Origin of the sequence: Planktothrix rubescens CCAP 1459/22 (assembly GCA_904830895.1) — a bacterium.
Classification (GTDB): Bacteria; Cyanobacteriota; Cyanobacteriia; order Cyanobacteriales; family Microcoleaceae; genus Planktothrix; species Planktothrix agardhii.
Map to the genome: position 1 here is coordinate 5,207,908 of LR882958.1, position 23,725 is coordinate 5,231,632.

The following is a 23,725-nucleotide window of genomic DNA, read 5'->3' on the forward strand; positions in this document are numbered from 1 at the left end:
CGCAATTTGGCTTAGTGATATCTTCTGAAAGTGTTTTGATTCAAAAGTAAAAGTATCGGGAAGATCGGGTTTTTCGTCCGATCAACTCAGTAGACGATATGCGGCAATCGTAGCGAGAATTAGATTAAACTAATCCTGTCCGCAGAATCGAGCGTGTCTTCAGACCTGAGAGTGTCAAAAACACTTTCTAATAAACCTGCACCTAAAGCAGAATGCACAGTAAAAGCAGCATCAACTATCTGCTTTGATACTTGATTCATCTGATCAGAAATTGCCTCTCTCTGCATCTTTTCTTCTTTGTGTTTTTGTGTCTTTGTGTTTTTATTGAACCACAAAGACACAAAGTTTTTCTTAGTGTCTTCGTGTCTTTGTGTTTCTAAATAATTCTGTCTTTGTCCTAACCACCAAGTACGACTGCTATATTAGTCAATCTGAATTGATTGGGGGCCACCAGAATTTCCATTATTATTGTTAGAGTCCGAAGAACTCGATGCCGTAGTTCCGCCCTGTTTCTCGATCCAAGTTTTAATCGGATCATCGTTGAGGCTTAATTTTAATAAACCTGAGACAAACCCTCCCAAAAAGGCAATGGGTTCACGGGTTAATTCTTCTAAAATAGGTTTGAGTTCATCCATAATGAATCAAGATTCTCCTTAACTTGGCGATCGCAATAAATCCTCTTGAATTTTAGCGCGTTTAACAGAATTTGGCTGTTTAATAATTATTGGAACCTTCCGAATATCCACTTTCAGGAGAAGCACCCTCGGAATATCCCTCAGAAGATGTACTCTCGGAATATCCGCCAGAATATCCATCGCCATTACTGTAGGAATTACTATAGGAGTTATTATTTTCTGAATAACCACTATCATAATTTTCGGAATTGCTGGCGTAACTACCATCGTTATTAGCAGCTTGGGCTGGATCACCAGGATCACCATCTTCAATGGCTACTTTTGACCCGGTTTCTATACTATTGGGTTGATGGGCTTTGGCTTTAATACTGCCTTTTCGTCCTTCTAATTCAGGTAGTTTAGGGAACTTTTCAACTGGCATTCCCTCCACAACTTTCCGCATAAATTCCCCCCAACTATAGGCGGCACTACTACTAGCGCCCCAAGTCGGATCATTATTATCATTCCCTAACCAAATTCCGGTTACGGCTTGGGGAATATAACCAATAAACCATAAATCCCTGGCTTCTTCAGAGGTTCCGGTTTTACCCGCCACCTGTCGATCCGATAAAGCAGCCGGGCCTCCGGTTCCCGCATTCACTACCCCTTCTAACATCCAAGTAGTGATGGCGGCACTGTTTTTATCTAAAACGGGTTTGGGTTTAAATTTAGCTTGATAAATAATATTTCCCTGTTTATCTAAAACCCGACGAATGCCATGGGCCGGAATATAACTGCCTTGATCTGCTAGGGTTCCGTAAGCATTGGTTAACTCTAATAAATTAACTTCATAGGCTCCTAATGCCATAGCATAGGTTGGCTTTAATGGTGATTTAATTCCCATATCTTTTGCCATTTTCATAGCGGGTTCAAACCCAACATCTACTAATACTTTAACCGCAATTACATTTACAGAACGGCTTAAAGCATCGGACATAGACATCCATCCAGAATGCTTATTCCCATAATTTCTAGGACGGTAGCCATCAACCTTATAGGGTTCATCTAAATAACTATCATAGGGGGAAAAACCCGCCCCAATTGCTGTTGCATAAACTAATCCTTTAAAGGTTGATCCCGGTTGTCTTTGAGCTTGAGTAACACGATTAAATTCACTATCTTTATATTGATATCCTCCCACCATGGCTTTAACTTCTCCGGTTTTTGGTTCTATGGAAACTAAGGCCGCTTGACCAAAATTTGAACCCGCACCATCAATTTCTACCGCATCTTTAATAGTTTTTTCTGCTGCTTCTTGCCATTTCACATCTAAACTGGTTTCAACTGTTAACCCACCAGCTTCTATCACTTCTTTAGAAACATATTGGGGGAGTTCTTTTAATACATAACTCGAAAAATAAGGAGCTTTAACTAATAAACGTTTAGGTTGACTGGGTTTAAGGGTCAGGGGTTCTTGTATCGCCGATTCCGCTTCGGCTGCGGTAATTACCCCAGCATCCTGCATTCTTTGTAAAACAATATTGCGCCTTTTTTTGGCCGCTTCTGGATTTTCCAAAGGAGAATATTGACTCGGTGCGGGGGGTAAACCCGCTAACATTGCCATTTCCGACAAAGTTAATTCGTTCACGGGTTTACTAAAATAAACAGAAGCCGCATCCGCTACCCCGTAAGCACCCGAACCCAGATATACTAAATTCAAATAGCGTTCTAGGATATCATCTTTACTAATTTGATCTTCTATTTTCCAAGAAACCATAGCCTCTTTAAGTTTCCGAATCAGACTATGTTCTTGATTCAAATAAACAATTCTAGCTAACTGTTGGGTAATGGTACTTCCTCCTTCCACCACTCCCCCGGCTAATATATTAGAGCCAACGGCGCGAATAATTCCTTGATAGTCCACCCCATCATGGTCATAGAAACGAATATCTTCAGTGGAAATAAAAGCTTGCGCCAGTTTTTCAGGAATTTGTTTGAGGCGGAGTTTCTCCCTAGTTGCTGGCCCGGTTTGCATTAAAATATCACTGTTATTGGCCTTAATCGTAATTGTACCATCACGATTAAAGGAGGCTATTCCACTAACGGAGACGGGGGGAAGACTTTGATCCACAAGATACCATTGCCAAGCACCATAACCCAAGGCTCCACCGCCCACACTGAGCACTCCAATTCCGATCCATACCTTCGGACGGCGATACCAACGTTTCCCCGCAGGATTTTCATGGGTGAAACCCTGACGCAGTTTAACCCATTTTGAATTGATCCGATTCAGAGCCTGATGATACCAAGTTACAGCTTGGGGGTTTGACTCAGAAGCGGTTTCCGCAGAAACCTGATCGGGTTCTACTTCCGTCGTCATCACGGGTGATGTCAAAACGGATTGGGTTGAAACCACCCCAGAAGTATTTTCCGGGTAGGTTTCTGACTCTAAGGAGTCCGTTTTGGTTATGGATGGTAATTGAGATTCTTCCATTGGTTCGGACAAATGGTGGGTTGAGTTGAGCATTCGATAGTATATTCTAGGATAGCCCAGGGTAGGGCCAACTTTCCTGAATAGTTAGCAGTCGAATCGGTGATCTCGCCAAAAATCAAGGTTTTTTCCTTGATCCCCGGCTTCACACCAGGGTAAGGAACAGGCGGTTTGATCGGAAATTAACCTACAATCGCCGCATGACCTATAGCTAAACCCACAACTAGCATTCCTAAAACTAGAAACGGTTGGGCGCTTGCTTGATATTTAACATCATTTTCTACAGGATTGCGTAGAAAATACATATCTTGGAAGGTGATTTGGGGAATAATCATCAGTAAAAGCACCGTAGCATATAGGTTTTGCTTGATACTAACTAAATAAACCGCCATCCCCGCTTGGAAAATATCAATCATTAAAACACAAATCCAAGCCGCCGTCGTGATCCCAAACATCACTGGCAGGGATTGTAACCCCAATTGGCGATCGCCTTCCACACTTTTAAAGTCATTAACAATGGCAATTCCTAACCCAGCTAAACTATAAAATAGGGTTAATACCATCAAGGTCGGGGTGAGTTCTCCAAATAACGCATGACCCGCCCACCAAGGTAAAGCAATATAACTCGCCCCTAGTGCGTAATTTCCTAACCAGCCATTTTGCTTGAGTTTGAGGGGAGGCGCAGAATAAATATAGGAGACAAACGCCCCACCGAGACATAAAACCGTAATTATGGGAAATTCATGGCCAGCCCAGGTATCTAACAGGTAGGAAATCCCAATTCCTAAGCCTAACAATAGTAAAATTTGGGTGACAACTTGGGGAATGGAAATCACCCCGGAAGGGATCGGACGATAGGGCTCATTAATGGCGTCCAATTCCCGATCGTAAAAATCATTCATGGTCTGGGTGTAACCCGTCATTAATGGCCCAGACATTAACATACAAGTCACCACCTTTAACACATCTTCCACTGACCAACTAAAATGTCCCGATGAAGCCGCACCACAAACCACCCCCCAAATTAAAGGTATCCAGGTGATCGGTTTCATCAATTGGAGGCGAATTTTCCAGATAGATGTTTCTCCCGATGACGCCCCTTTCATCCCTAAAAGTTGTCGGGTTTTAGCACTGCGCTCTGAATTCGCTTCTTTTGTTAATTCTTCTGAAGGTTGAGACGATGGAGTATCCGACATGATCCTTTGTACGTTTGTGTTTTGAGTATCTGCAATACAAAAGTTAACATGAATCAGTAGCAAACTAGATTTTTAATCAATAGCAAAGTTGGGTTTTTATTAATTTCACCAAAAAACGAGCGAGAAGCCCCTGGCTTTAGACATGGGGAGGAAAGTGGCTGCGGTTTCAACCGCCTTCAATATTTCCTGATCTAACTGATTGAAAAGTTGAGTTAGAATAGATCGTAAGTAAAACAACCATCTGCGTGTTGAAACACTCTAGTATCGGAGAAATCCCGGCACAGTGAGCCACCACACTCCTTGAGGAGTAGTAAGCCTGTATAACTGACAAGTAATGGCAGAGTGTGAAGCGTACCTATCTGGCGTTGTGATGGTCTATGAAAACAAACACAATTTAAAAGTAAGCGCAATTGCAATATCTTTTATAAGGGTAGTTGTTTTGAGCGTGTAGAGGTGATTTGATAGCGCCTTTGAGAGTTTTCGGATTCATTCAAGAATCCCCGTGGCTTCAGCCCTGGGGAGTATCAAACGGAATTGGTATTACGGCTATTTTAGCTCCCTTGTCGGTTTTTGGCCTTTTGAGACGGGGCTATCAACTCCCTGATTTGATGGTTTCGTTGATGCTCCTATTATGAGAGAATGAGACGTTAACTCCTAACGGAAAAAGGTTTAACAAAACAATATGGTAGCTAAAATTCAGTTTTCAAGAGGGATTGATGAAGATGTAATTCCTGATGTTCGCTTAACTCGTTCACGGGATGAGAGTCAAGGAACAGCAAAATTTTATTTTCTCAATCCTAAAGCCTTAGCGGATGATTCCACCCAGGAAATTACAGGAATGTACATGATTGATGATGATGGGGAAATTGTCACTCGAGAGGTTAACGCTAAATTTATTAATGGAAAACCTACGGAAATTGAGGCAATTCATTTAATGAAATCTCCTGAAGAATGGGAGCGTTTTATGTTGTTTATGGAACGTTATGCGAAAGCCAAAGGATTAGAATTTAGTAAATCCTAATTCAGTCATCAGTTATCAGTTATCAGTTATCAGTCATCAGTATAAGAGTTAATTGATTAAATCAATTAACCAAAACCCAAAACCCAAAACCCAAAACCCATTACCCATCACCTTATGAATTCAACCGTCCCCCATCCCGATCATTCCGAATTTCGGGTTAGTTGTGCGGTGATTACGGTCAGTGATACTCGCACCCCAGAAACCGATAAAAGTGGTCAACTCATTCACCAATTCCTACAAAATGCTGGGTATCCAATTATCGATTATCAAATTATTAAAGATGAACCGCAAGAGATTACAGAACTCTTAAAAAAACTCTGTCAAATTTCTGAACTGGATGCTTGTATTTTTAATGGAGGAACTGGAATTGCGCCCAGAGATACGACCTATGATGCTCTGGAACAATTATTAGAAAAAACTTTACCTGGATTTGGAGAAATTTTTAGAGCTTTGAGTTATCATGAAATAGGGTCAAGAGCGATCGCTTCCAGGGCTGTAGCTGGAGTTTATCAAGGAAAATTAGTCTTTTCAATTCCTGGGTCTTCTAATGCAGTAAAATTGGCAATGGAAAAATTAATCATACCTGAATTAGCCCATTTAGTTAAATTATCATAGAATGGATAAACTCACATTGAATGGTGAGACTTAGATAAGTTTAATCAAGTTTTGTATAGCAGTTTAACTATGAGTCAAACATCTGAGATCAAGTCCCCTCAACCCTCACAGCCAGAATTAAAACCCCAACTCAAAGCGGTTTTAGGTTATTTGGATGTGCAACTCGAATCAGAATTAACCCGTTATCGGCGTCATCGACGACGCACAAAACAAACCACAACCGACCCCAGTGGACAAACCAACCCGCAGTTTCAACAAGCGACTGATGTTGTAACTGTAGCCATGAATGACACCGCAGCATCGGAGGGAAAGCTGTTTGAGCCCCAAACTCAACCTTCGGGTTGGGAAACCGTAGTTCCAGCAAAATCTGCACCTTTGGCCATTGCGGCTCAACCGTCATCGACAACACCTCCTCAAACCAATGGGGCTGAACCTGCGGTCAGTTTTAGCTTAAAGTCACCCGTCCCAACTGCGACTTCATCGGATGGATATTTAGAATCGACAGAAGCCCTAATTAAAAGTATAGAAGAACGGCGCCCTAACCCCCAGGAAAACCGGGGTTTGATGGCCAGTCTCTTAACGCCCCTGGGCATTGCTTCAATGTTTATGTTTTTGTTATCCTGTACCGCCTTAAGCTATGTAATCTCGTCTCCCTCTGGTCGTACTAGCTTGGGTTTGGATCGGTTTTTTCCTACTCCAACGGCTAACCATGCTCCTGCTACCCCCCCAACCCTAGCCACAACAGAAACATCTCTCCCTCCGACGGACTCCCTCTCCCCTAATTTAGCGGCCAAGGAATTTGTTAACTTGGATTTGGATACCTTGAGCCATATTAATCCGAATCAGAATCCGGTTCCGCTCCCTTCTGTCCCTGCCCAATTACCCCCAAGTCCAGCCACAACCTTACCTGCACCCTCAAATAACCTAACATCCCCGAATGATCCGGGTTTGAATAATCTGACTCAGGAATTATTACCCAAAAAACCTGTAACTCCTGCTGTTACACCTCCTCCAGTGTCGGGACAGGGAACCAATGCCTCAACGGTTCAACCCGGGGGCGGTGCAGTTCCTAGAGTTGCGACGGCGGCGAGTCCGGCTAGACCGACTGAACCGATAAAATCCGGGGACGGATATTATTATGTTGTGCTGGATTATAGTGGCGATCGCTCCTTTGAACAGGCGAAAGAAGTGGTTCCTGATGCTTATATTGCGGAGTTCAAAACGGGTAAAAAAATTCAATTGGGTGCTTTAACCGACGCCGCCGGGGCTAAACGCCTACGGGATCAGTTGCAAGTTCAAGGGATTGCGGCCTATTACGATGTTCCTAAGCCTTAACTTACCCCTAATTGTTTCAGATTATGGGCTGCATTTTTTAGCTCTTGGGTTTCCAATTTAGTTTGGCTAATTCCAATAACTGTTTGTTGAGCGCCGTTGTTAATAGAATTCATCGCCGATATCACTTCTTCAATGGCAAGAACTTGTTGTTTTGAAGTTAAATAAATTTGTTGGGAACTTAAAGAAACTTGATCCATTGCTACGGTAACTTTACTAAAAATTGCGGTGGTTTCTTCGGTAATTTTTAAATTTTGCTGGACGGTATGTTTGCCATCGACCGCCGCGATCACTGTACTTTTCACTGCTTTTTCAATTTGATCAATTAATTGATTAATTTTTTGGGCAGATTTATGGGTTTGGTCGGCGAGTTTACGAATTTCTAAAGCCACAACATTAAACCCTAAACCATGCTCTCCTGCTCTCACAGCTTCAATCGAGGCATTCAGGGCTAACATATTAGTTTGATTGGCAATATCACCGACTAGGTTGCTAATACTATTAATTTGTTGGGCTTGTTCATTCAGCGTCATAATTTGGCTAGAAATTTCACTCACTTTTTGGTCTAAAGTTACCATCCCTGACATGGTTTTAGAAACAGCATTAGCCCCATCCTGAGATAAATTCAAGACTTGTTTAGCAATTTGGGCTGCGGTTTCAGCTTGTTGGGTTGCTTGACGAGAAGTTTTCCCTAATTCATCCATTGTGGTTGTGGTTTGATTCACAGATGCCGCTTGTAAAGCTATGATTTTTTCCTGTTCTTCAATGGTAGCCGCAATTTCGGAGGAGGAGTTGACAACGGTATTAACTAATCCTTTCAAACTTTGACTTATGGGGCGGGCGATCGCTATACTTAAAATAATCCCTAAACTTAGGGCTATTAAAGGCCCAAATATCATAGCTAAAACGCTAAAGTTTTGACTGTTTTCAATGGTTTTATCTGCTTGAATTTTAGATGATTCTGCTATATGTTGATTTTCTTGAATCACTTTTGCTAAACTTTGAGATGTGGCGTATAAAATAGGTTGATTAATAGAGCGATCTTGAATATTTAATTTTGATAAAAATAGAGATGCTTGGCGGGCTATTTGCATTTCTGGGGAATTTTGTTGACCTGTTTTCCATAATTTAATTTGAGTTTGATAGGGGTATATAACTCCAATTTTTTGAAATTCATTATAAAGATTCATAAAAACTTTTTGTTGTTTTTTCCATTGCTGCCATCTTAACTTAAATTGCTTCCACAGTTGATCTTCTTTCTCTGTCCGAGGCAGTTTTTCATATTCTAAAAAACCCGTATTGATTAAATTAAAATTTTCTTGAATTTGTGCCAGAGTAATTTCCCTATTGTCACCTCCTATACAGTTATTTAAAAGACAAGATTGTTTAGAATCAATATTTCTTAATCCTTGATCAATCTTTGCTAAACCCAAAATTGAAGGTAATCTGACTACGCTAATTTCATTGAGTTCCTGGCTTAAATTTAATGTTACTTGCCATCCCAGAAAGGCAACAAAAAATACAATTAATCCCATTAAAATAAAGGCATTAATCATTTTTAATTGTAACTCACCTTGTTTAAAAAATTTAATTATTTTTTTCATGATTCATTGTCCTTAAATTCGATTGGTTTTTATTGAAGTTATAAACAAAACTAGCATCAAAAATTTGTTCTATATTAACAGATTTTGTCAGCAATTTATTTTTTTGTAAAAACTGATATATTTTGTCGGCTGCATAGGGTAAAGAGGTAAAATTTTCTCCCCTTTCAAAAGCAGTTAAATTTTCTGATAAGCCTTTTATGGGAATTTTGGACTGATAATCTTTTAGATCTTGAACAGTTAACCCAGCAGTATAACCAATAATTTGCCGAGATAAATCTGGATTTTTTTGAATAAATTCAACGGTATCAAACCAAGTATTGACGAGAGCTTGCACGACTTGAGGATGGGTTTCCATAAATTTACGAGTTACCACTAAATGATCAGAAACAGCCCCAGGGAAATCTTGAGATGTTAATATGATTTGACTTCCAGAACGATTCATAGCTTGCTTAGAAAAAGGAATATAGGTGCTGATAGCATCCACTTCTTCCTCAACAAAAAGGGCAACATTAGTGATTAAATCCTGATTAACCGCTTGAATATCCGATAGCTTTAATCCATACTTTTCTAAGGCTAGTAGGAGTAAAAAACTCCCCACAGATCCCGATTCAAAAGCAACTTTTTTCCCTTTAAATTCCCGAATAGTCTGAATTCCTGGTGCGGCAATAATTTGATCACCTCCCGTAGACCAATCTGTTAGAGCTACAATCACTTGATCAACTTGTGAATTTGTCCCCATAATATAAATTGTGTCATACAAAGTCTGGCAATTTGCATCTAACTGCCCCGATGCCAAGTTAGTTAATCCAGTGGTATAATCAGAAAATTGTAAGTCAACATCCAGATTGTTTTTCTTGAAAATTTCTTGCTCGTAAGCAATTTGCCAAACGGCACATCCGGGCCAATTATTAAAACCCAGGCGCAGAGTAGAAGCAGGGCTTGATGTTTTTAAGTCGGGCTGTAATACTTGACAGCTTACGATCAAAAATAAACCGATTAAAGCTATACTGAAATAAATTAAATATTGACGTTGTTTCATGGTTTTACTGATATTTCATAAATAAAATAGATAAAACTTTTACTGACAACTATTATATCTAAATCAAGAATAATCCCCGAAAACTTAATATTTTTATCATCAATGAGATTGTTAATGTTTATGATCGACTTCTAATGTTGAGTTCCCCGTCTATGGAGTTCGGGCTAAATTTTGTGGCTTTTTGCTCAAAAATACTACCCATACGATCGCAGATGCGTTACAATTATTAATAGATTGGAACAATATTGACAATTTTCCAAAAATTCAGCTTACTTAGACCTAACTTATGTCTCTCCCCATTCGCAACGTAGCAATTATTGCCCACGTCGATCACGGCAAAACGACCCTTGTGGACGCACTTCTCAGACAATCTGGCATTTTCCGTGAAGGGGAAGAGGTTCCAGATTGCGTTATGGACTCTAATGATATTGAACGGGAACGTGGGATCACGATTTTATCTAAAAATACCGCAGTTCGCTATAAAGAGACCGTTATTAATATTATCGACACCCCTGGTCACGCCGACTTTGGGGGCGAAGTCGAACGGGTATTAGGAATGGTGGACGGTTGTATTTTAATCGTCGATGCCAACGAAGGGCCCATGCCCCAAACCCGGTTTGTGTTGAAAAAAGCTTTGGAAAAAGGACTGCGCCCGATTGTCGTGATTAATAAAATTGACCGTCATCGCGCCAGCCCCCACACCGCCGTTGATAAAGTCTTAGATTTATTCTTAGAACTCGGCGCCGATGACGACCAATGTGAATTCCCCTATCTATTTGCTTCGGGTTTAGGTGGCTTTGCCAAGCGCACCCTAGAGGATGAAAGCTCGGATATGCAGCCGATGTTTGAGTATATCCTCGAATATGTTCCGCCCCCAGTGGGAAACCCGGAAAAATCCTTGCAAATGCAGGTCACAACCCTTGATTATTCTGAATATGTGGGGCGAATTGTGATTGGAAAAATCCATAATGGCGTGATTAAAACCGGACAACTAGCCTCATTAATTAAGGAAGATGGCAGTATTGTTAAAAGCAAAATCTCTAAATTAATGGGATTTGAAGGCTTAAAACGGATTGAACTGCAAGAAGCATCGGCGGGAAATATTGTGGCGGTGGCTGGGTTTAGTGATGCCAATATTGGCGAAACTATTACCTGTCCCAACGACCCCCAAGCCTTACCATTAATTAAAGTCGATGAACCGACCTTACAAATGACTTTCTCGGTGAATGACTCGCCCTTTGCTGGACAGGAAGGCAAGTTAGTGACTTCGCGGCAAGTGCGCGATCGCTTAATGCGAGAATTAGAAACTAACGTCGCCCTGCGGGTGGAAGAAACCGACTCCCCCGATAAGTTCTTGGTATCGGGACGGGGGGAACTGCACCTAGGGATTTTGATTGAAAATATGCGTCGGGAAGGTTACGAATTCCAGGTATCCCAACCCCAGGTAATTTACCGCGAAGTCAATAGCCAACCCTATGAACCCTTTGAATATCTGGTGTTAGATGTGCCTGAAGATGGCGTGGGTAGCTGTATTGAACGCTTGGGTCAACGGCGGGCAGAAATGCAGGATATGTTAGTTGGTGGTAATGGCCGAACTCAGTTAGATTTTGTTGTGCCTGCCCGGGGTTTAATTGGGTTCCGAGGGGAATTCATGCGGATGACTCGCGGGGAAGGGATTATGAACCATAGTTTCCTAGAATATCGCGCCCTATCTGGGGATATTGAAGCCCGTCGGAATGGGGTGTTGATTTCCTTTGAGGAAGGGGTGAGTACCTTCTATGCGATGAAAAACGCTGAAGACCGAGGGGTATTTTTTATTACGCCTGGGACTAAGGTGTACAGAGGTATGATTGTGGGTGAAAACAACCGTCCCCAAGATTTGGAACTGAATATCTGTAAAACCAAACAATTGACTAACCATCGGGCGGCCGGGGCGGATGAACTGGTGCAGTTACAAGCCCCTATGGAGATGAGTTTGGAACGGGCGTTGGAATATATTGGCCATGATGAATTGGTGGAAGTTACTCCCCAGTCTATTCGTCTACGCAAACTCAGTAAGAAGTTAGTTAAACGTTAATCTTGTCTTAACCTCGTTAAAATGAAGAGACGTGCCACGGCGCGTCTCTTATTGCTTGGAAGGGAAGACAGATTGCGCTTAAGCGCAACAACTATATACTTTTTTCTTAAATATGTTATAATACCGATAACAAAAATCAATCTTAACCGTTCATCTCCCCCAAATGCTCAATTAAGAGGGATGCGTTCAGGCGTTTGAGGAAGACGGAAGTAGGGAATTTTCCCGAAGGAACGCACAAAACTCTTTTACCTTGAATTAAGGGTTTGTGGCGATGTTAGTACCTTCTTTGTTTTCTTTAGCAGTTTCCGTTGTTGCAGTCTTGTTCAGTTTGAGTACCAATGAAGAAATAGTTCAAGTCATGGCTAGGGGAGTTGCTGCTATCAGTTTGGTAGTTAGTTTAGTGTTAGCACCTTGGTTAATGTTGCTGATTTTATCAGTCCCCGTTATCGGTGCTAAATTGGTCAAAAATGCTGGATAAATACCAAAAATCCCTGTTTGGTTTTCAGGGTGCAAAAATCCACAGCCAACTCAATATTAATCTATTATACCCCGCATCATTACCCAGTAACCAACGCGGGGTTTTTATTTTTCTGTTCCCCATTCCCGATCACGGATTTAAGCGGATTAACACAGATGAAAATCCGTGAAATCCGTGAAATCCTCTTAAATCCGTGATCCCTGTTCCCTCAAGAATTAGGAAGATTATATTGTTCAACAATTTGTTTAGCAAAATCAGGAACATGAGTATCTAATTTCTCAGGATAATTTCGTTTAACATACAAATAATTCCGAGTAAAGTGAGAATCTATCGAAAAACGGGCATATTCTAACCCTCTAGGGCCGATTTTATCAATCACTACTCCCATTAATTTTGCTGCCCACATCGGTAAGGTGACTGCTTTATCGTATGCGGGAATACTTTGCTGCACGGCTGGTTTCCGATTTCCTTGGGTAATTACAGGTTGAGTATCAATTAAATCTTCCACTAAGTCTAACATTTCCTGTCCGGTTTGATTTCTAACTACAATCCATTGCCAGCCAAAAGTTGCCCCCATATATCCCACAACTAAATCCGCCAAAGAGTTAACATAATCAAAACAACTCAAACAAGATGGGGCAAAAATATCCTTTAATTCCTTAGTATTTAACCCAAAAAATGGCACGGTTTCAGTAGAGCCATCCTCATGTTTAAAGTGAACTCGAAAATCCTGCATAAATTCATAATAAACAACAGTATCAGGGGATTTACTGGTGGTTTCCAGAAATTTTTGTAAACCTGCTCGGGTAACATTATCCACGCAGGGAGTTCCCAAAACATAAAGTTTTTCTAATCCTAATTCCTTCTCAACTGCCCTTAATGCTTGGATTTGACAGCCCACCCCAATCACTAATAACCGCTTCATTTTCGACTGTTCAATTTGTTCTAATACCGATAAATTTGGGGATAATGTAGGTTTATTAACCTTAGCTGCTAAAATTTCTTCTGGAGTTCTAGCAATCACGGGTTGAGGTTGAAAACGATCTTCTTTGCTATTCTGAACACAAACCACACCTTCCACTAACCCACGGTTAAGCATTTCAATAGCAATGGTACTTACAATTCCCGTCCATTGGGCGCCCTCGATAGGTTCTTTTTTTCGAGCTTGCATCATATCTTGATGCACCCCAAAATAGACATCATCCCAATTATCTAAATTGCGGCGACGTCCATGAGCTTCTGTTTCTAATTCGGCAATTTGTTGATTCAGAAACGCACAGGCTTCTTTAACATAATGAATATAATAGGTATCGCACAGACCGCACTCGCTACAGAGTTCTTTCGCCGGGCGACGACTACCGGGTTTCATACCTTTAGCTTTGAGATGTTTGGCGGGCTCTTGTAGTGAAGTCATAAGAAAAGGGTGGGAGTGTGGAAACTCAGTGTCTTCAGACCTGAGAGGAAACACGACACAGGGGAATTTATTCCCCTTGAAATATTAGTTTACCAAATGGTGCGGATCTTCAATATATTTTTTAACAGTTTCACTGTAGTTGATTACCATAAAGATGTCAACAAAGTCTTGATGGTCGAGTCAATGACTAAAACAATTAAAAAAATGGGAGTGTAGCAAATTTTACATTGTTTTCGCCATCGGGCAATCCGAACTATTTTAGTCCTATTTTGTTTAGGGGGAATGGTACGATTATTTCCCTATTTTATTCCTATTCATGCAGCAGATATTCAACAAAAAGATGTAGCTTTTGAATTTAGCGATCGCAATAATTTACCATTAGGAACAATTTTAAGTTCCGATCAAAATCATACTGCAATTGTGCCTTTAAGTCAAGTTTCACCCCATTTTATTCAAGGAATTATTGCCGCCGAAGATAAACGCTATTATCAACATGGGGCGGTTGATTCCGTTGCCCTGATTCGTTCTATTTTAGAAGCCTTTCAAGCCAAGAAAATTGTTAGCGGTGCGTCTACTATTACCATGCAATTAGCGAGATTATTAGAACCCGCACCTCGAACATTGTCAAATAAATTTGGCGAAATTTGGTTATCTTGGCGACTCACCGCCGGAATGAATCAACAGGAAATATTAGAAAATTATATTAATCGTTTACCAATGGGAGGTAATTTATATGGCGTTGAAGCAGCAGCAAAAACCTATTTTAATACTTCTGCATCGGAGTTGAATTTAGCCCAAGCAAGTCTATTAGCCGCCCTTCCCAATGACCCCACAGACCTAAATCCTTATTATAATTTATCCTCCTTAAAAAAACGTCAAAATTATGTATTAAAAAGAATGGTTGAAGATGGATATATTACCACTATTCAAGCGGAACGCGCCTATGAAGAAAAGTTACAATTCCAACCCCAACAACAAGGAATTATCGCCGCCCCCCATTTTCTATTTTGGCTAACCGAAAAGTTAACAAATTCCATCCCCCCTTCCCCGATTAATCAGGGGAGTATTTATCCAGAAATAACCCCTAATTCTCCCCCCATTAATAAGGGAGGGCTGGGGGGGGTCAGAGAGTCAACCTATAAAATTAAAACCACAATAGATCGCCCGTTACAACAATTTATTGAAGCCCAAATTCAACAAATTATTATCAGTTTAAAAGATCATAATGTTCATCATGCTGCGGCTTTAGTTATTGATAATCATACCGGGGAAGTATTGGCTTATGTGGGTTCTCCCGATTATTTTAATACCGATAAATTCGGGCGAAATGATGGTGTTCAAGCCTTACGACAACCCGGATCAACCTTAAAACCATTTTTATATGAATTAGCCTTATCAAAAGCCATTATTAAACCCCATACAATATTAGCAGATGTTCCTAGTTATTACGCAATTCCAGGGGCAAAACTCTACAGTCCAACGGACTACAGCGAAACATTTTTAGGCCCGGTGCGGGTACGGGTAGCGTTGGCAAACTCTTTAAATGTTCCCGCAGTCAAAGTATTAGAAAAAGTCACTGTTACCGTATTTTTAGAACGATTAAAACAATTAGGATTTCAACATTTAACTCATACTCCTGATTATTATGGTTTAGGATTAACTTTAGGGAGTGGAGAAGTCAGTTTATGGGAATTAGCCCAGGCTTATTTAATTATGGCAAATCAAGGTAAAATAATCACACCTAATGTGATCATAAATCAAGCTAGAAATATCAAAAATTCTGCACTTTCTATTGATGCTCCTGTCACTTGGCAATTAATCACAAATATGTTAAGTGATGCCCATGCAAGATCCCATTCTTTTGGGATTGATTCTGTCTTGAATTTACCCTTTCCAGTTGCAGTTAAAACCGGAACTTCTTCCAATTATCGAGATACTTGGACAGTGGGTTTTACCACAGATTATACCGTAGCAACTTGGGTAGGAAATTTTGACGGTCAAGGTATGGAAAATGTATCTGGAGTGACGGGTGCTGCACCATTATGGAATCGAATTTTATTGCATTTACACGAAACAAAAGAACCTGCTAATTTTCCCGCCCCAGAAGGGTTAATTCAGTTACCGATTTGTGCAACTACCGGGTTACGTCCGACCAAAGATTGTTCCGGTGGAATAGTATTAGAATATTTTGATCCCAAAGCTATCGCCGAATATGAGAAAAAATCTCCTAAATCAGTTTTAAATTCCGAATATAATGAATGGTTATCTCGACAATCTCATCCTCAATTAACCCAAAATCAGTTAAAAATTATTTCTCCTCAAGTTAATGATTATTTTGTGATTAATTCAGAAAAAACTGCTAAATTAGAATTTAAAATTACTGGTAATTCTCAACAGTCGGTGGAATGGTGGTTAAATGGAGAAAAATTAAATTCTCAGTCTGATAATTCTCTGTTTTGGCAATTACAACCTGGACAATGGACATTAACAGTTAAACAAGGTACTCAACAGGATAGTGTTCAATTTCAAGTGCAAAAAGCCGATAAAAAACCCTATCGTCGGGGTTTCTCGGTTGTAAATTAGAAACCGGGTTTCTGTTTCCAAATCCTTTATTTTTCAATAGCAGGTCGAACTAAAATAACTGTACATTGACAGTTTTTAGCGATCGCTTCTGGAATATTACCTTGAATTGCTTGTCGTAACATTCCCTCTCGACTTGCCCCTAATACAATCACATCACATTGATCTTTATCCGCTAAATCAATCACCGCTTCTGATACGGAATTAGAACAAACATTACTAAAAATTACCTCCGTATTTAAACGATGACTTAAATTTTCCGAATCTTGGTTAAAATCTCTAATTTCCTCTGTAGAAATCATACTTTTAACTACTCTAAAAAGACAAATTTTTGGAGACAAACTTAACTTAATTAATGCAGGTAAAAGCTGCACCGAAACTGAATTTTCCAGGGTGTCCCTAACGGGAACTAACCAACGATGCCAAGCCGAAACCGGGCAAGTATTAGGATCGGAATTAGTATTAGTTTGAGGGTCGTGAGGCGTTTGATTTTGACCCCATTTTATCAACATAACTTGGCAGGGAACTAGACGAATAACCGCATCCATCACATTGCCAAAAATCCGATCTGGTGCTGATATATCCCCATGCCAACCCATTAATAATAAATCAATATGTTCCTCTTGAGTTGTTTCTAAAATCGCTTGGGCAACATCATGGGCAACTCGAATTTGAGTATGAACAGAAATCTTTAAATTCTGTCCTAAACGTTCCGCTTGTTGTAATAAACGCCGACTTTTTGTTAATCGAACAGAGGTTTCTGAAGGAGAGTTACTATAGGGAATAGTAATCACTGTGATACATTCTAATTCATAATTGCGTTCCTGGGCGATCGCCACGGCAACTTTTAATAATGCCGGGGCAGTTTGGGGGTTATATAATGATACTAATAAACGCCCATTTCCGGTTTGTGGCCCCCTAGTTTGATAGGCAATATAAGAAGATTCATGATGTCGCCCGACTTGGGTTGTTTCCCCATTAATTTGCCCTAATTCCGCTCGAATAATATCACTGCGAGTAATAATTCCCACTAAATGATGATGTTCTATAACGGGTAAACGACTTAATTTATAATGACCTAATAAATATAAAACATGAGTTAAATTATCATCGGGATTAACAGTAATTGGTTGAGTAGTCATTAACTGATTAATCGGAGTATGATTAGGTAATTGACGATTACTAATTTGGGCTAAATCCGTTTGGGTAATAATTCCGACTAATTTGCCATTTTCAACTACAGGAAATCCGCGATGATGGGATTTTGCAAAGGCTTCAATCACCTGTTCTAAAGTCAAATTACCTGCTAAGGTTTCGACATTTCTTTGCATAACATTAGCTGCGCGTAAATTCTCCAATGCCCCATCAATTGGGTGATCGGATTTGAGTTCAATTCCACTCAATTTTAATAACTGATCATAGAGAGATTCAGGATCGATTTTTTCCGCAATTAAATATGCTACAATAGAAGAAATCATTAACGGTAAAACTAACCCGAAATCCGTTGTAATTTCAAACACAATTACAACAGCCGTCATCGGTGTTCGCGCCACAGCACAGAAAAAAGCCCCCATTCCCGCAAAGGCAAAAATAGTGGGTTGGTCAATTCCTAACATTAATTCGGATTCCCAGGTTCCGACTAAATGACCTAACGCCGAACCCAATACTAAAGAAGGGGCAAATAGTCCCCCAGGTGCGCCGGAACTGGCTGCAATTATAGTTAGAATAAAATGAGCCGTAAATACTAAAGCACTGGTTTCCCAAGACAATTCCCCACTTAAAATTAATTGCCTAATTCCGGTATTATTCCTAAAGGAAAGGGGTAATAATGATACGATTAAACCTGATAATAACCCGGCAACTGCCATGCGCTGAGGTAATCCCCAACGTAATACTCGGCGGTTAAATTTTGACCCGGAAATAATACTCCGACTAAAAATTGCTCCTAAAACTCCCGCTAAAATTCCTAATAGAATAAATAACGGAATTTCTCTGGCATAAAGTAATCGATCATGTACGGTTTCTAATATAATAGTTTTTGTGGCGCTATCACTAAATTCTTGACCCCCTAATAAACGGGAAACCACCGCACCAATAAAAGAGGCAATAATCGCCGGGCCGAGGGTAATTCCTGACACATCATGCAGCAGTTCTTCTACTACAAATAACACCCCGGCAATCGGAGCATTAAATCCAGCGGCTAATCCGGCGGCGGCACCACAAGCGATTAATTGACGTCGATAATTCGGAGAAGTGGGAACCCAACGACTAATCCAAGCAGCTAAAGCGGCACCAATTTGGACAGTCGGCCCCTGACGTCCTAAAGTTAACCCAGAACCCATCGTAAACATCGTGCCAATAAGTTTAGCAAATGCCACTCGAAAGTCAAGGGAAATCGGTTCTCCCGCCAATGCTGCTTTTACTTGTGGAATCCCACTTCCGGCGGTTTCTGGTGCTAATCTTTCTACTAAAAAACCCGTTAATAAACCCCCAATTAATCCAATGATGGGAAGCAATATCCAAGCGGGAATCGCAGAATTTAATGATGTGGAAATTCGTAAAGAACCTAACCAACCCGCACCTTCTTTTAATATAAATGCGGCTAAACCGGAGACTAAACCAATTAAACCCGCTTCAATAATGGCAAAACGTTTCGGGGTCGTGGGTGATAAAATTTTGGAGAACAGAACAGAAACTTCTCTGGAGATAGAGATGCGCCACATAATCAGTCATCAGTTAACAGTCATCAGTTAACAGTGTAAGAGGTATAGCAACCGCCAAGGCAGTTAGGACACCAGACGGATATTGGAACCCAGACGGTGAAGTATTTTCCCCCGGTGTTCCCTCCCTCCCTAGCCCCCCGTGCACGGCAGGTTGGGGGGCTGTTCCCTGCTATATCAGTCAACAGTCAACAGTTATCAGTGTAAGAGGTATCAGTCATCAGTTAACAGTAAAGAGTTCATTGTTAATACTTGTAGGCTGAAAACAGTTAACTGTAAACTTCTTAACTGATAACTGTTAACTGTTAACTGATGACTGATTTAACGACCCGTTGAATCACATCATCAATTGTTAAATTGTCCGTTTGAATTTCCATCGCATCAGCGGCTTTTCTCAAGGGTGAAATAACTCGATTACTGTCAAGCCGATCGCGCTCGGCAATATCCTGTTCTAATTGTTCCTGAGTAATTTCCGTTTTCCCTTGACTATGCAGTTCTAATAATCTCCGTTTTGCCCGCTCTTGTACAGATGCAGTTAGGAAAATTTTTAATTCGGCATCGGGGAATACTGTTGTGCCAATATCCCTACCTTCAGCAACAATTCCACCTTGATTCCCAAACGCCTGTTGCTGTTTAACCAAAGCCTGACGCACAGCCCATTGAGCCGCGATCGCCGATACCTGAGCCGTCACTTCCAAGGATCGAATCGCTTCAGTCACATCCTGACCATTAATCAGGGTTCTGGGTTGTTCTCTGTCGGGGATCAATTCAATCCGACATTGACTGACAATTTCAGCTATAGCAACTTCATCCTCCACCGCAATTCCAGACTGTAACACCAACCAAGTCACGGCCCGATACATCGCCCCGGTATCTAAATATAACAATCCCAAAGCCTGGGCAATTTTGCGGGTAACGGTAGATTTCCCGGCTCCGGCTGGGCCATCAATGGCAATAATCGGTTGACGACGGTGCAGAATCAGATTATCAATTAAACGAGTTTGTCCCACACGAGCCGCGATCGCTAATAACCCCTTGGTTTCCACTGTAGCTAAGGGAATTAAAGTTTGGGGTTCCACTAAATCAATATATTCTACCTGTACCTCCGGTTCCGTCTCCAATTCAGTTTGGACAAAGGTTTTAATCTCCGTAGCAGAATTACAACCTTTGTGGAAATGTTCTTGTCCGCGACGTAGAGCCCGATATAAAACCGTTGCTTGTTGTTGTTCTGATAAAGTTAAATATTGATTCCGAGAACTATAGGCCAATCCCGACGACTCCCGCACAATTGGACAGGAAATAATCTCAATTGGCAAATTCAAATCCTGAACTAGACCTTGAATAATCGCCACCTGTTGGGCATCTTTTTGTCCAAAATAGGCCCGATCCGGTTGAACTAAATTCAATAATTTCGTCACAACCGTCGCCACCCCTGGAAAATGTCCGGGGCGAGATTTCCCGCACAACCCCGTGATCAGGGATGCTGGAGGAATCACCATCGTCTGCACCGAGGATTGATACATCTCCTCTACCGACGGAGCAAATATAACATCAACTCCGGCCTGTTCACACTGCTGCAAATCCGTTTCTAACCGCCTAGGATAGTTTTGGAAATCCTCATTCGGCCCAAATTGCAGAGGATTCACAAAAATACTCACCACCACCAAACCATTTTCGGCTTTAGCCCGTTGAATTAAGCTCAGATGTCCCAAATGTAAGCCCCCCATTGTAGGCACTAGACCCACAAAATTTAGGGGATTTTGAGTTCGGTAGGAACGCAGATAACACCGCAGAGCAGCAACGCTAGTCAACAGACGAACCATAAATCAGTTATCAGTTATCAGTTATCAGTTATCAGTTTAAGAGTTATCAGTGCAAGAGTTGATTGTTAATATTTGTTAACTAAAAACTGTTAACTGATGACTGTTAACTAAAAACTGTTAACTGATGACTGTTAACTGTTAACTGATGACTGATTACTAATTAGCAGTCAATACATCAATTTGCACGGGAGCAACTCCACTACCAATCATCCCAATTGCTTGAGCCGCTCCTTTAGATAAATCAAGTACACGACCTCCGGCATAGGGGCCACGATCATTAATCCGCACCACAACGGATTGGCCGTTATCTTTATTTGTGACTCGCACCGTCGTCCCAAAGGGTAAAGAGGGATGGGCTGCGGTTAAATCGTATTGGTTAAAGGTTTCTCCATTAGCCGTTAAGTTTCCATCAAAGCCAGGGCCATACCAAGAAGCCCAACCCTCAATCCGTCGAAACAAAAATCCCGTCGCTACGTCTGGAATCGAAAGTTTAGGTTGACCTTCAATAGTATTCAAAGGAGGAGCATTCCCAATTTGGCGTCTGAGTCTATTTGTGGCTTGTAGGGCATCCGTTGCCGTGTCATTGGTGGTATCCGGTAGAATCGTTTGCGAGTCGATGCTGACCAGTTCCTGACCGGCTGCTTCAATCAGGTAACGCTGACGTTGTGCATCCCATCGCACTTGAATCGTGCTGGCATCAAAATTATTGCGAATCAGTTGGTTAATTTCGGCTGCAACCGCAGTGGCCCTAGAAACGGGATCGGTGGCGACGGTGGGTTGGGTTGCAGGAGTTGTCGGGTTGGGTAAATAGGCCTGGTCTGAATACGACCCTACTTTGATGCGTTGAAGGGTTGGGGGTGTAATGGCTTTGGGATCGAAATTCGTGTTTTTGATAAAAGTCAGGACGGGAATATTTCTGATATAGAGGGTTGCAGCCTGTTGTTGATTCAGTTCATGGGCCTTGATTTTGGCTACGCTATCGGGTAATAAAGCTGCATTAGCTTGTTGGGATTGATATTCTCCCACTTTAATCACATCAGTAGCTTCAGAACCCGTTAGACTTTTTCCTTGAATGAGTTCAGGATTCGGGTTAGGTGCTGATATTGATTCAGCATGGCCCGAGGAGGTTAAGCTCAAAACAGGCAGAAGAATAACTGCTGTAAGACTGCCCCAAAGTTTATGTTTCATAAAATACACTCTCAAAACTGCTGGTTATCGAGTTGAAGCTTTACCCTGGTTGATATCTCCTGAATTTGGAGCCTTGAAATCAGCTAATAAAATGCTGAAAGTTTCAATCGGTGGGTTTTAAACCCAAATATCAGGTAATTCAATTCGTCAACTCACACTCGTTCCGCATTCACCTTTGTTTGGGGAACTGCAACAGACTAACATGAACTTGGAATTTTGGGGATCACGACAGATCAAGGCTTTGCGGTTTTTTTAAAAAACTAAACTGTTCAGTTTCAAGATATAACCCTGATTGATTAAAGGATGTAGAGATTCTGAAGCTATGAAAATTTTCCCAATTGAGTTTTGATTAAATTTTCTTATCAGTTGAATCAATAGCCTGGCCATCAGCACCACGAGAACCCAAAATAATCGTGCCGAAAATTGCTTAAATATCCTTTAGATAGCTAAAGGAAAGCAGAAGATGGATTATCGGGAAGCTGGTGTTGATATTCAAGCGGGTCGGGATTTTGTCGATCAGATTCGCAACCTCGTACAGAAAACCTATCGACCGGAAGTTTTAGGGGGACTCGGCGGGTTTGGGGGCTGTTTTGCCCTACCTTCGGGCTATACCGAACCCGTTTTAGTATCGGGAACCGATGGCGTGGGAACTAAGTTAAAATTAGCCACAATCCTCAACCGCCACGATACCGTAGGGATTGATTTAGTTGCCATGTGCGTGAATGATGTTCTTACCTGTGGGGCCGAACCCTTATTTTTTCTGGACTATTTAGCCACGGGAAAACTTGATCCCGACCAATTAACTCAAGTGGTGGCCGGGGTAGCCCAAGGCTGTCAACAGGCCGGATGTAGTCTCCTGGGAGGAGAAACGGCCGAAATGCCCGGATTTTATCAACCGGGGGAATATGACATGGCGGGTTTTTGTGTGGGAATTGTAGAAAAAAGCCGAATGTTGAATGGCTCTCAAGTCCAAATTGGGGATATTGCGATCGGACTGGCCAGTAGTGGGGTGCATAGTAATGGATTTAGTCTAGTTCGTAAAGTAATTAGCGATATGGGATGGGACTGGAATCAATCCCCGGACACCTTGGGGGGTAAATCTATTGCCGAGGTCTGTTTAACCCCAACTCAAATTTACGTTAAACCCGTGTTACAAGCCCTGCGTAACGGCCTAGAGATTCATGGCATGGCCCATATTACCGGAGGGGGTTTACCGGAAAACTTACCGCGCTGTCTGAGTTCGGGACAATCAATTAAGATTCATCCCGACAGTTGGCCGATTCTCCCGATTTTTCACTGGTTAGCTCAAGAGGGTGAAATTAGCTCTGTGGCGATGTTTGATACTTTTAATATGGGGATCGGTTTTGTGGTTTTGGTTCCGCCCCAACAAGCTGAAAGTACAAAAGAATGGTTTAAAACCCAAGGAATTGCCGCCTATTCTATTGGGGAAGTGGTGTCAGGAACGGGGGATTTAATCGGATTACCAACCAATTAATTGATAGAATGAAAGCCTGTTTTCTGATTTTCAACCCC

General features: G+C 41.3%; 17 protein-coding genes and 1 riboswitch. Of the genes, 7 read left to right on the top strand and 10 right to left on the bottom strand.

What is annotated here, in order from left to right; genetic code table 11:
- Positions 1–119: 119 nt before the first annotated feature.
- The 4 genes from NMG86_RS23630 to chlG all read right to left on the bottom strand — a co-directional run bounded on the left by NMG86_RS23630 (position 120) and on the right by chlG (position 4,301).
- The gene (locus NMG86_RS23630) at positions 120–287 is read right to left on the bottom strand and encodes a GxxExxY protein (protein WP_199918591.1); all 168 of its coding nucleotides are present in this window, start codon (positions 285–287) and stop codon (positions 120–122) included.
- A 135-nt stretch (positions 288–422) separates the two neighbouring features.
- Positions 423–635, bottom strand: coding sequence for a ssl0294 family protein (locus NMG86_RS23635; protein WP_026795232.1), 213 nt, complete (start codon positions 633–635; stop codon positions 423–425).
- Positions 636–714: 79 nt separating this feature from the next.
- A complete protein-coding gene (locus tag NMG86_RS23640) occupies positions 715–3,141 on the bottom strand; it encodes a transglycosylase domain-containing protein (RefSeq protein WP_052338578.1) in 2,427 nt (808 codons plus the stop codon).
- Between the two features lie 146 nt (positions 3,142–3,287).
- Positions 3,288–4,301, bottom strand: a complete 1,014-nt coding sequence (gene chlG, locus NMG86_RS23645) for a chlorophyll synthase ChlG (RefSeq protein ID WP_026787959.1) — start codon at positions 4,299–4,301, stop codon at positions 3,288–3,290.
- A 682-nt stretch (positions 4,302–4,983) separates the two neighbouring features.
- Between chlG and psb28 the strand changes: the two genes are divergently transcribed.
- The 3 genes from psb28 to NMG86_RS23660 all read left to right on the top strand — a co-directional run bounded on the left by psb28 (position 4,984) and on the right by NMG86_RS23660 (position 7,272).
- On the top strand, positions 4,984–5,322 hold the full coding sequence (gene psb28, locus NMG86_RS23650; RefSeq protein WP_026795233.1) for a photosystem II reaction center protein Psb28: 339 nt from the start codon (positions 4,984–4,986) through the stop codon (positions 5,320–5,322).
- A 114-nt stretch (positions 5,323–5,436) separates the two neighbouring features.
- The gene (locus NMG86_RS23655; protein ID WP_026795234.1) at positions 5,437–5,937 is read left to right on the top strand and encodes a MogA/MoaB family molybdenum cofactor biosynthesis protein; all 501 of its coding nucleotides are present in this window, start codon (positions 5,437–5,439) and stop codon (positions 5,935–5,937) included.
- Positions 5,938–6,006: 69 nt separating this feature from the next.
- Positions 6,007–7,272 carry a hypothetical protein gene (locus tag NMG86_RS23660; RefSeq protein WP_026796633.1) on the top strand — a complete coding sequence of 422 codons (1,266 nt, stop codon included), beginning with the start codon at positions 6,007–6,009 and terminating at the stop codon, positions 7,270–7,272.
- Here the strand turns inward: NMG86_RS23660 and NMG86_RS23665 are convergent.
- Positions 7,269–8,873: a HAMP domain-containing methyl-accepting chemotaxis protein gene (locus NMG86_RS23665; RefSeq protein ID WP_043938982.1), complete on the bottom strand. Its 1,605-nt coding sequence runs from the start codon at positions 8,871–8,873 to the stop codon at positions 7,269–7,271. The genes NMG86_RS23660 and NMG86_RS23665 overlap by 4 nt on opposite strands.
- Positions 8,857–9,912, bottom strand: a complete 1,056-nt coding sequence (locus tag NMG86_RS23670; protein ID WP_043938980.1) for an ABC transporter substrate-binding protein — start codon at positions 9,910–9,912, stop codon at positions 8,857–8,859. Before NMG86_RS23670 ends, NMG86_RS23665 begins: the two co-directional genes overlap by 17 nt.
- Positions 9,913–10,198: 286 nt before the next feature.
- On the opposite strand from NMG86_RS23670, the gene typA reads away from it, so the two are divergent.
- Positions 10,199–11,989 (top strand): translational GTPase TypA, encoded by a 1,791-nt coding sequence (gene typA / locus NMG86_RS23675; RefSeq protein WP_026796635.1) that lies wholly within the window; start codon positions 10,199–10,201, stop codon positions 11,987–11,989.
- A gap of 145 nt (positions 11,990–12,134) precedes the next feature.
- A riboswitch (Glutamine riboswitch) is annotated at positions 12,135–12,226 on the top strand.
- Positions 12,227–12,260: 34 nt separating this feature from the next.
- Positions 12,261–12,467 (top strand): hypothetical protein, encoded by a 207-nt coding sequence (locus NMG86_RS23680; RefSeq protein ID WP_026796636.1) that lies wholly within the window; start codon positions 12,261–12,263, stop codon positions 12,465–12,467.
- 208 nt (positions 12,468–12,675) lie between these two features.
- Here the strand turns inward: NMG86_RS23680 and NMG86_RS23685 are convergent, their stop codons facing one another.
- Positions 12,676–13,881: a Coenzyme F420 hydrogenase/dehydrogenase, beta subunit C-terminal domain gene (locus NMG86_RS23685; RefSeq protein ID WP_026796637.1), complete on the bottom strand. Its 1,206-nt coding sequence runs from the start codon at positions 13,879–13,881 to the stop codon at positions 12,676–12,678.
- A gap of 282 nt (positions 13,882–14,163) precedes the next feature.
- Between NMG86_RS23685 and NMG86_RS23690 the strand changes: the two genes are divergently transcribed.
- A complete protein-coding gene (locus NMG86_RS23690; protein ID WP_081693737.1) occupies positions 14,164–16,464 on the top strand; it encodes a penicillin-binding protein 1C in 2,301 nt (766 codons plus the stop codon).
- 26 nt (positions 16,465–16,490) lie between these two features.
- Here the strand turns inward: NMG86_RS23690 and NMG86_RS23695 are convergent, their stop codons facing one another.
- The 3 genes from NMG86_RS23695 to NMG86_RS23705 form a co-directional block, all read right to left on the bottom strand.
- Positions 16,491–19,184 carry a chloride channel protein gene (locus NMG86_RS23695; RefSeq protein WP_026796638.1) on the bottom strand — a complete coding sequence of 898 codons (2,694 nt, stop codon included), beginning with the start codon at positions 19,182–19,184 and terminating at the stop codon, positions 16,491–16,493.
- A 302-nt stretch (positions 19,185–19,486) separates the two neighbouring features.
- On the bottom strand, positions 19,487–21,004 hold the full coding sequence (locus tag NMG86_RS23700) for a bifunctional pantoate--beta-alanine ligase/(d)CMP kinase (RefSeq protein ID WP_026796639.1): 1,518 nt from the start codon (positions 21,002–21,004) through the stop codon (positions 19,487–19,489).
- Positions 21,005–21,160: 156 nt separating this feature from the next.
- Entirely contained in the window at positions 21,161–22,192 is a 1,032-nt protein-coding gene (locus NMG86_RS23705; protein ID WP_026796640.1) for a septal ring lytic transglycosylase RlpA family protein, read from the bottom strand.
- 463 nt (positions 22,193–22,655) lie between these two features.
- On the opposite strand from NMG86_RS23705, the gene purM reads away from it, so the two are divergent.
- Positions 22,656–23,687, top strand: a complete 1,032-nt coding sequence (gene purM, locus NMG86_RS23710) for a phosphoribosylformylglycinamidine cyclo-ligase (RefSeq protein ID WP_026795239.1) — start codon at positions 22,656–22,658, stop codon at positions 23,685–23,687.
- Positions 23,688–23,725: the final 38 nt, after the last annotated feature.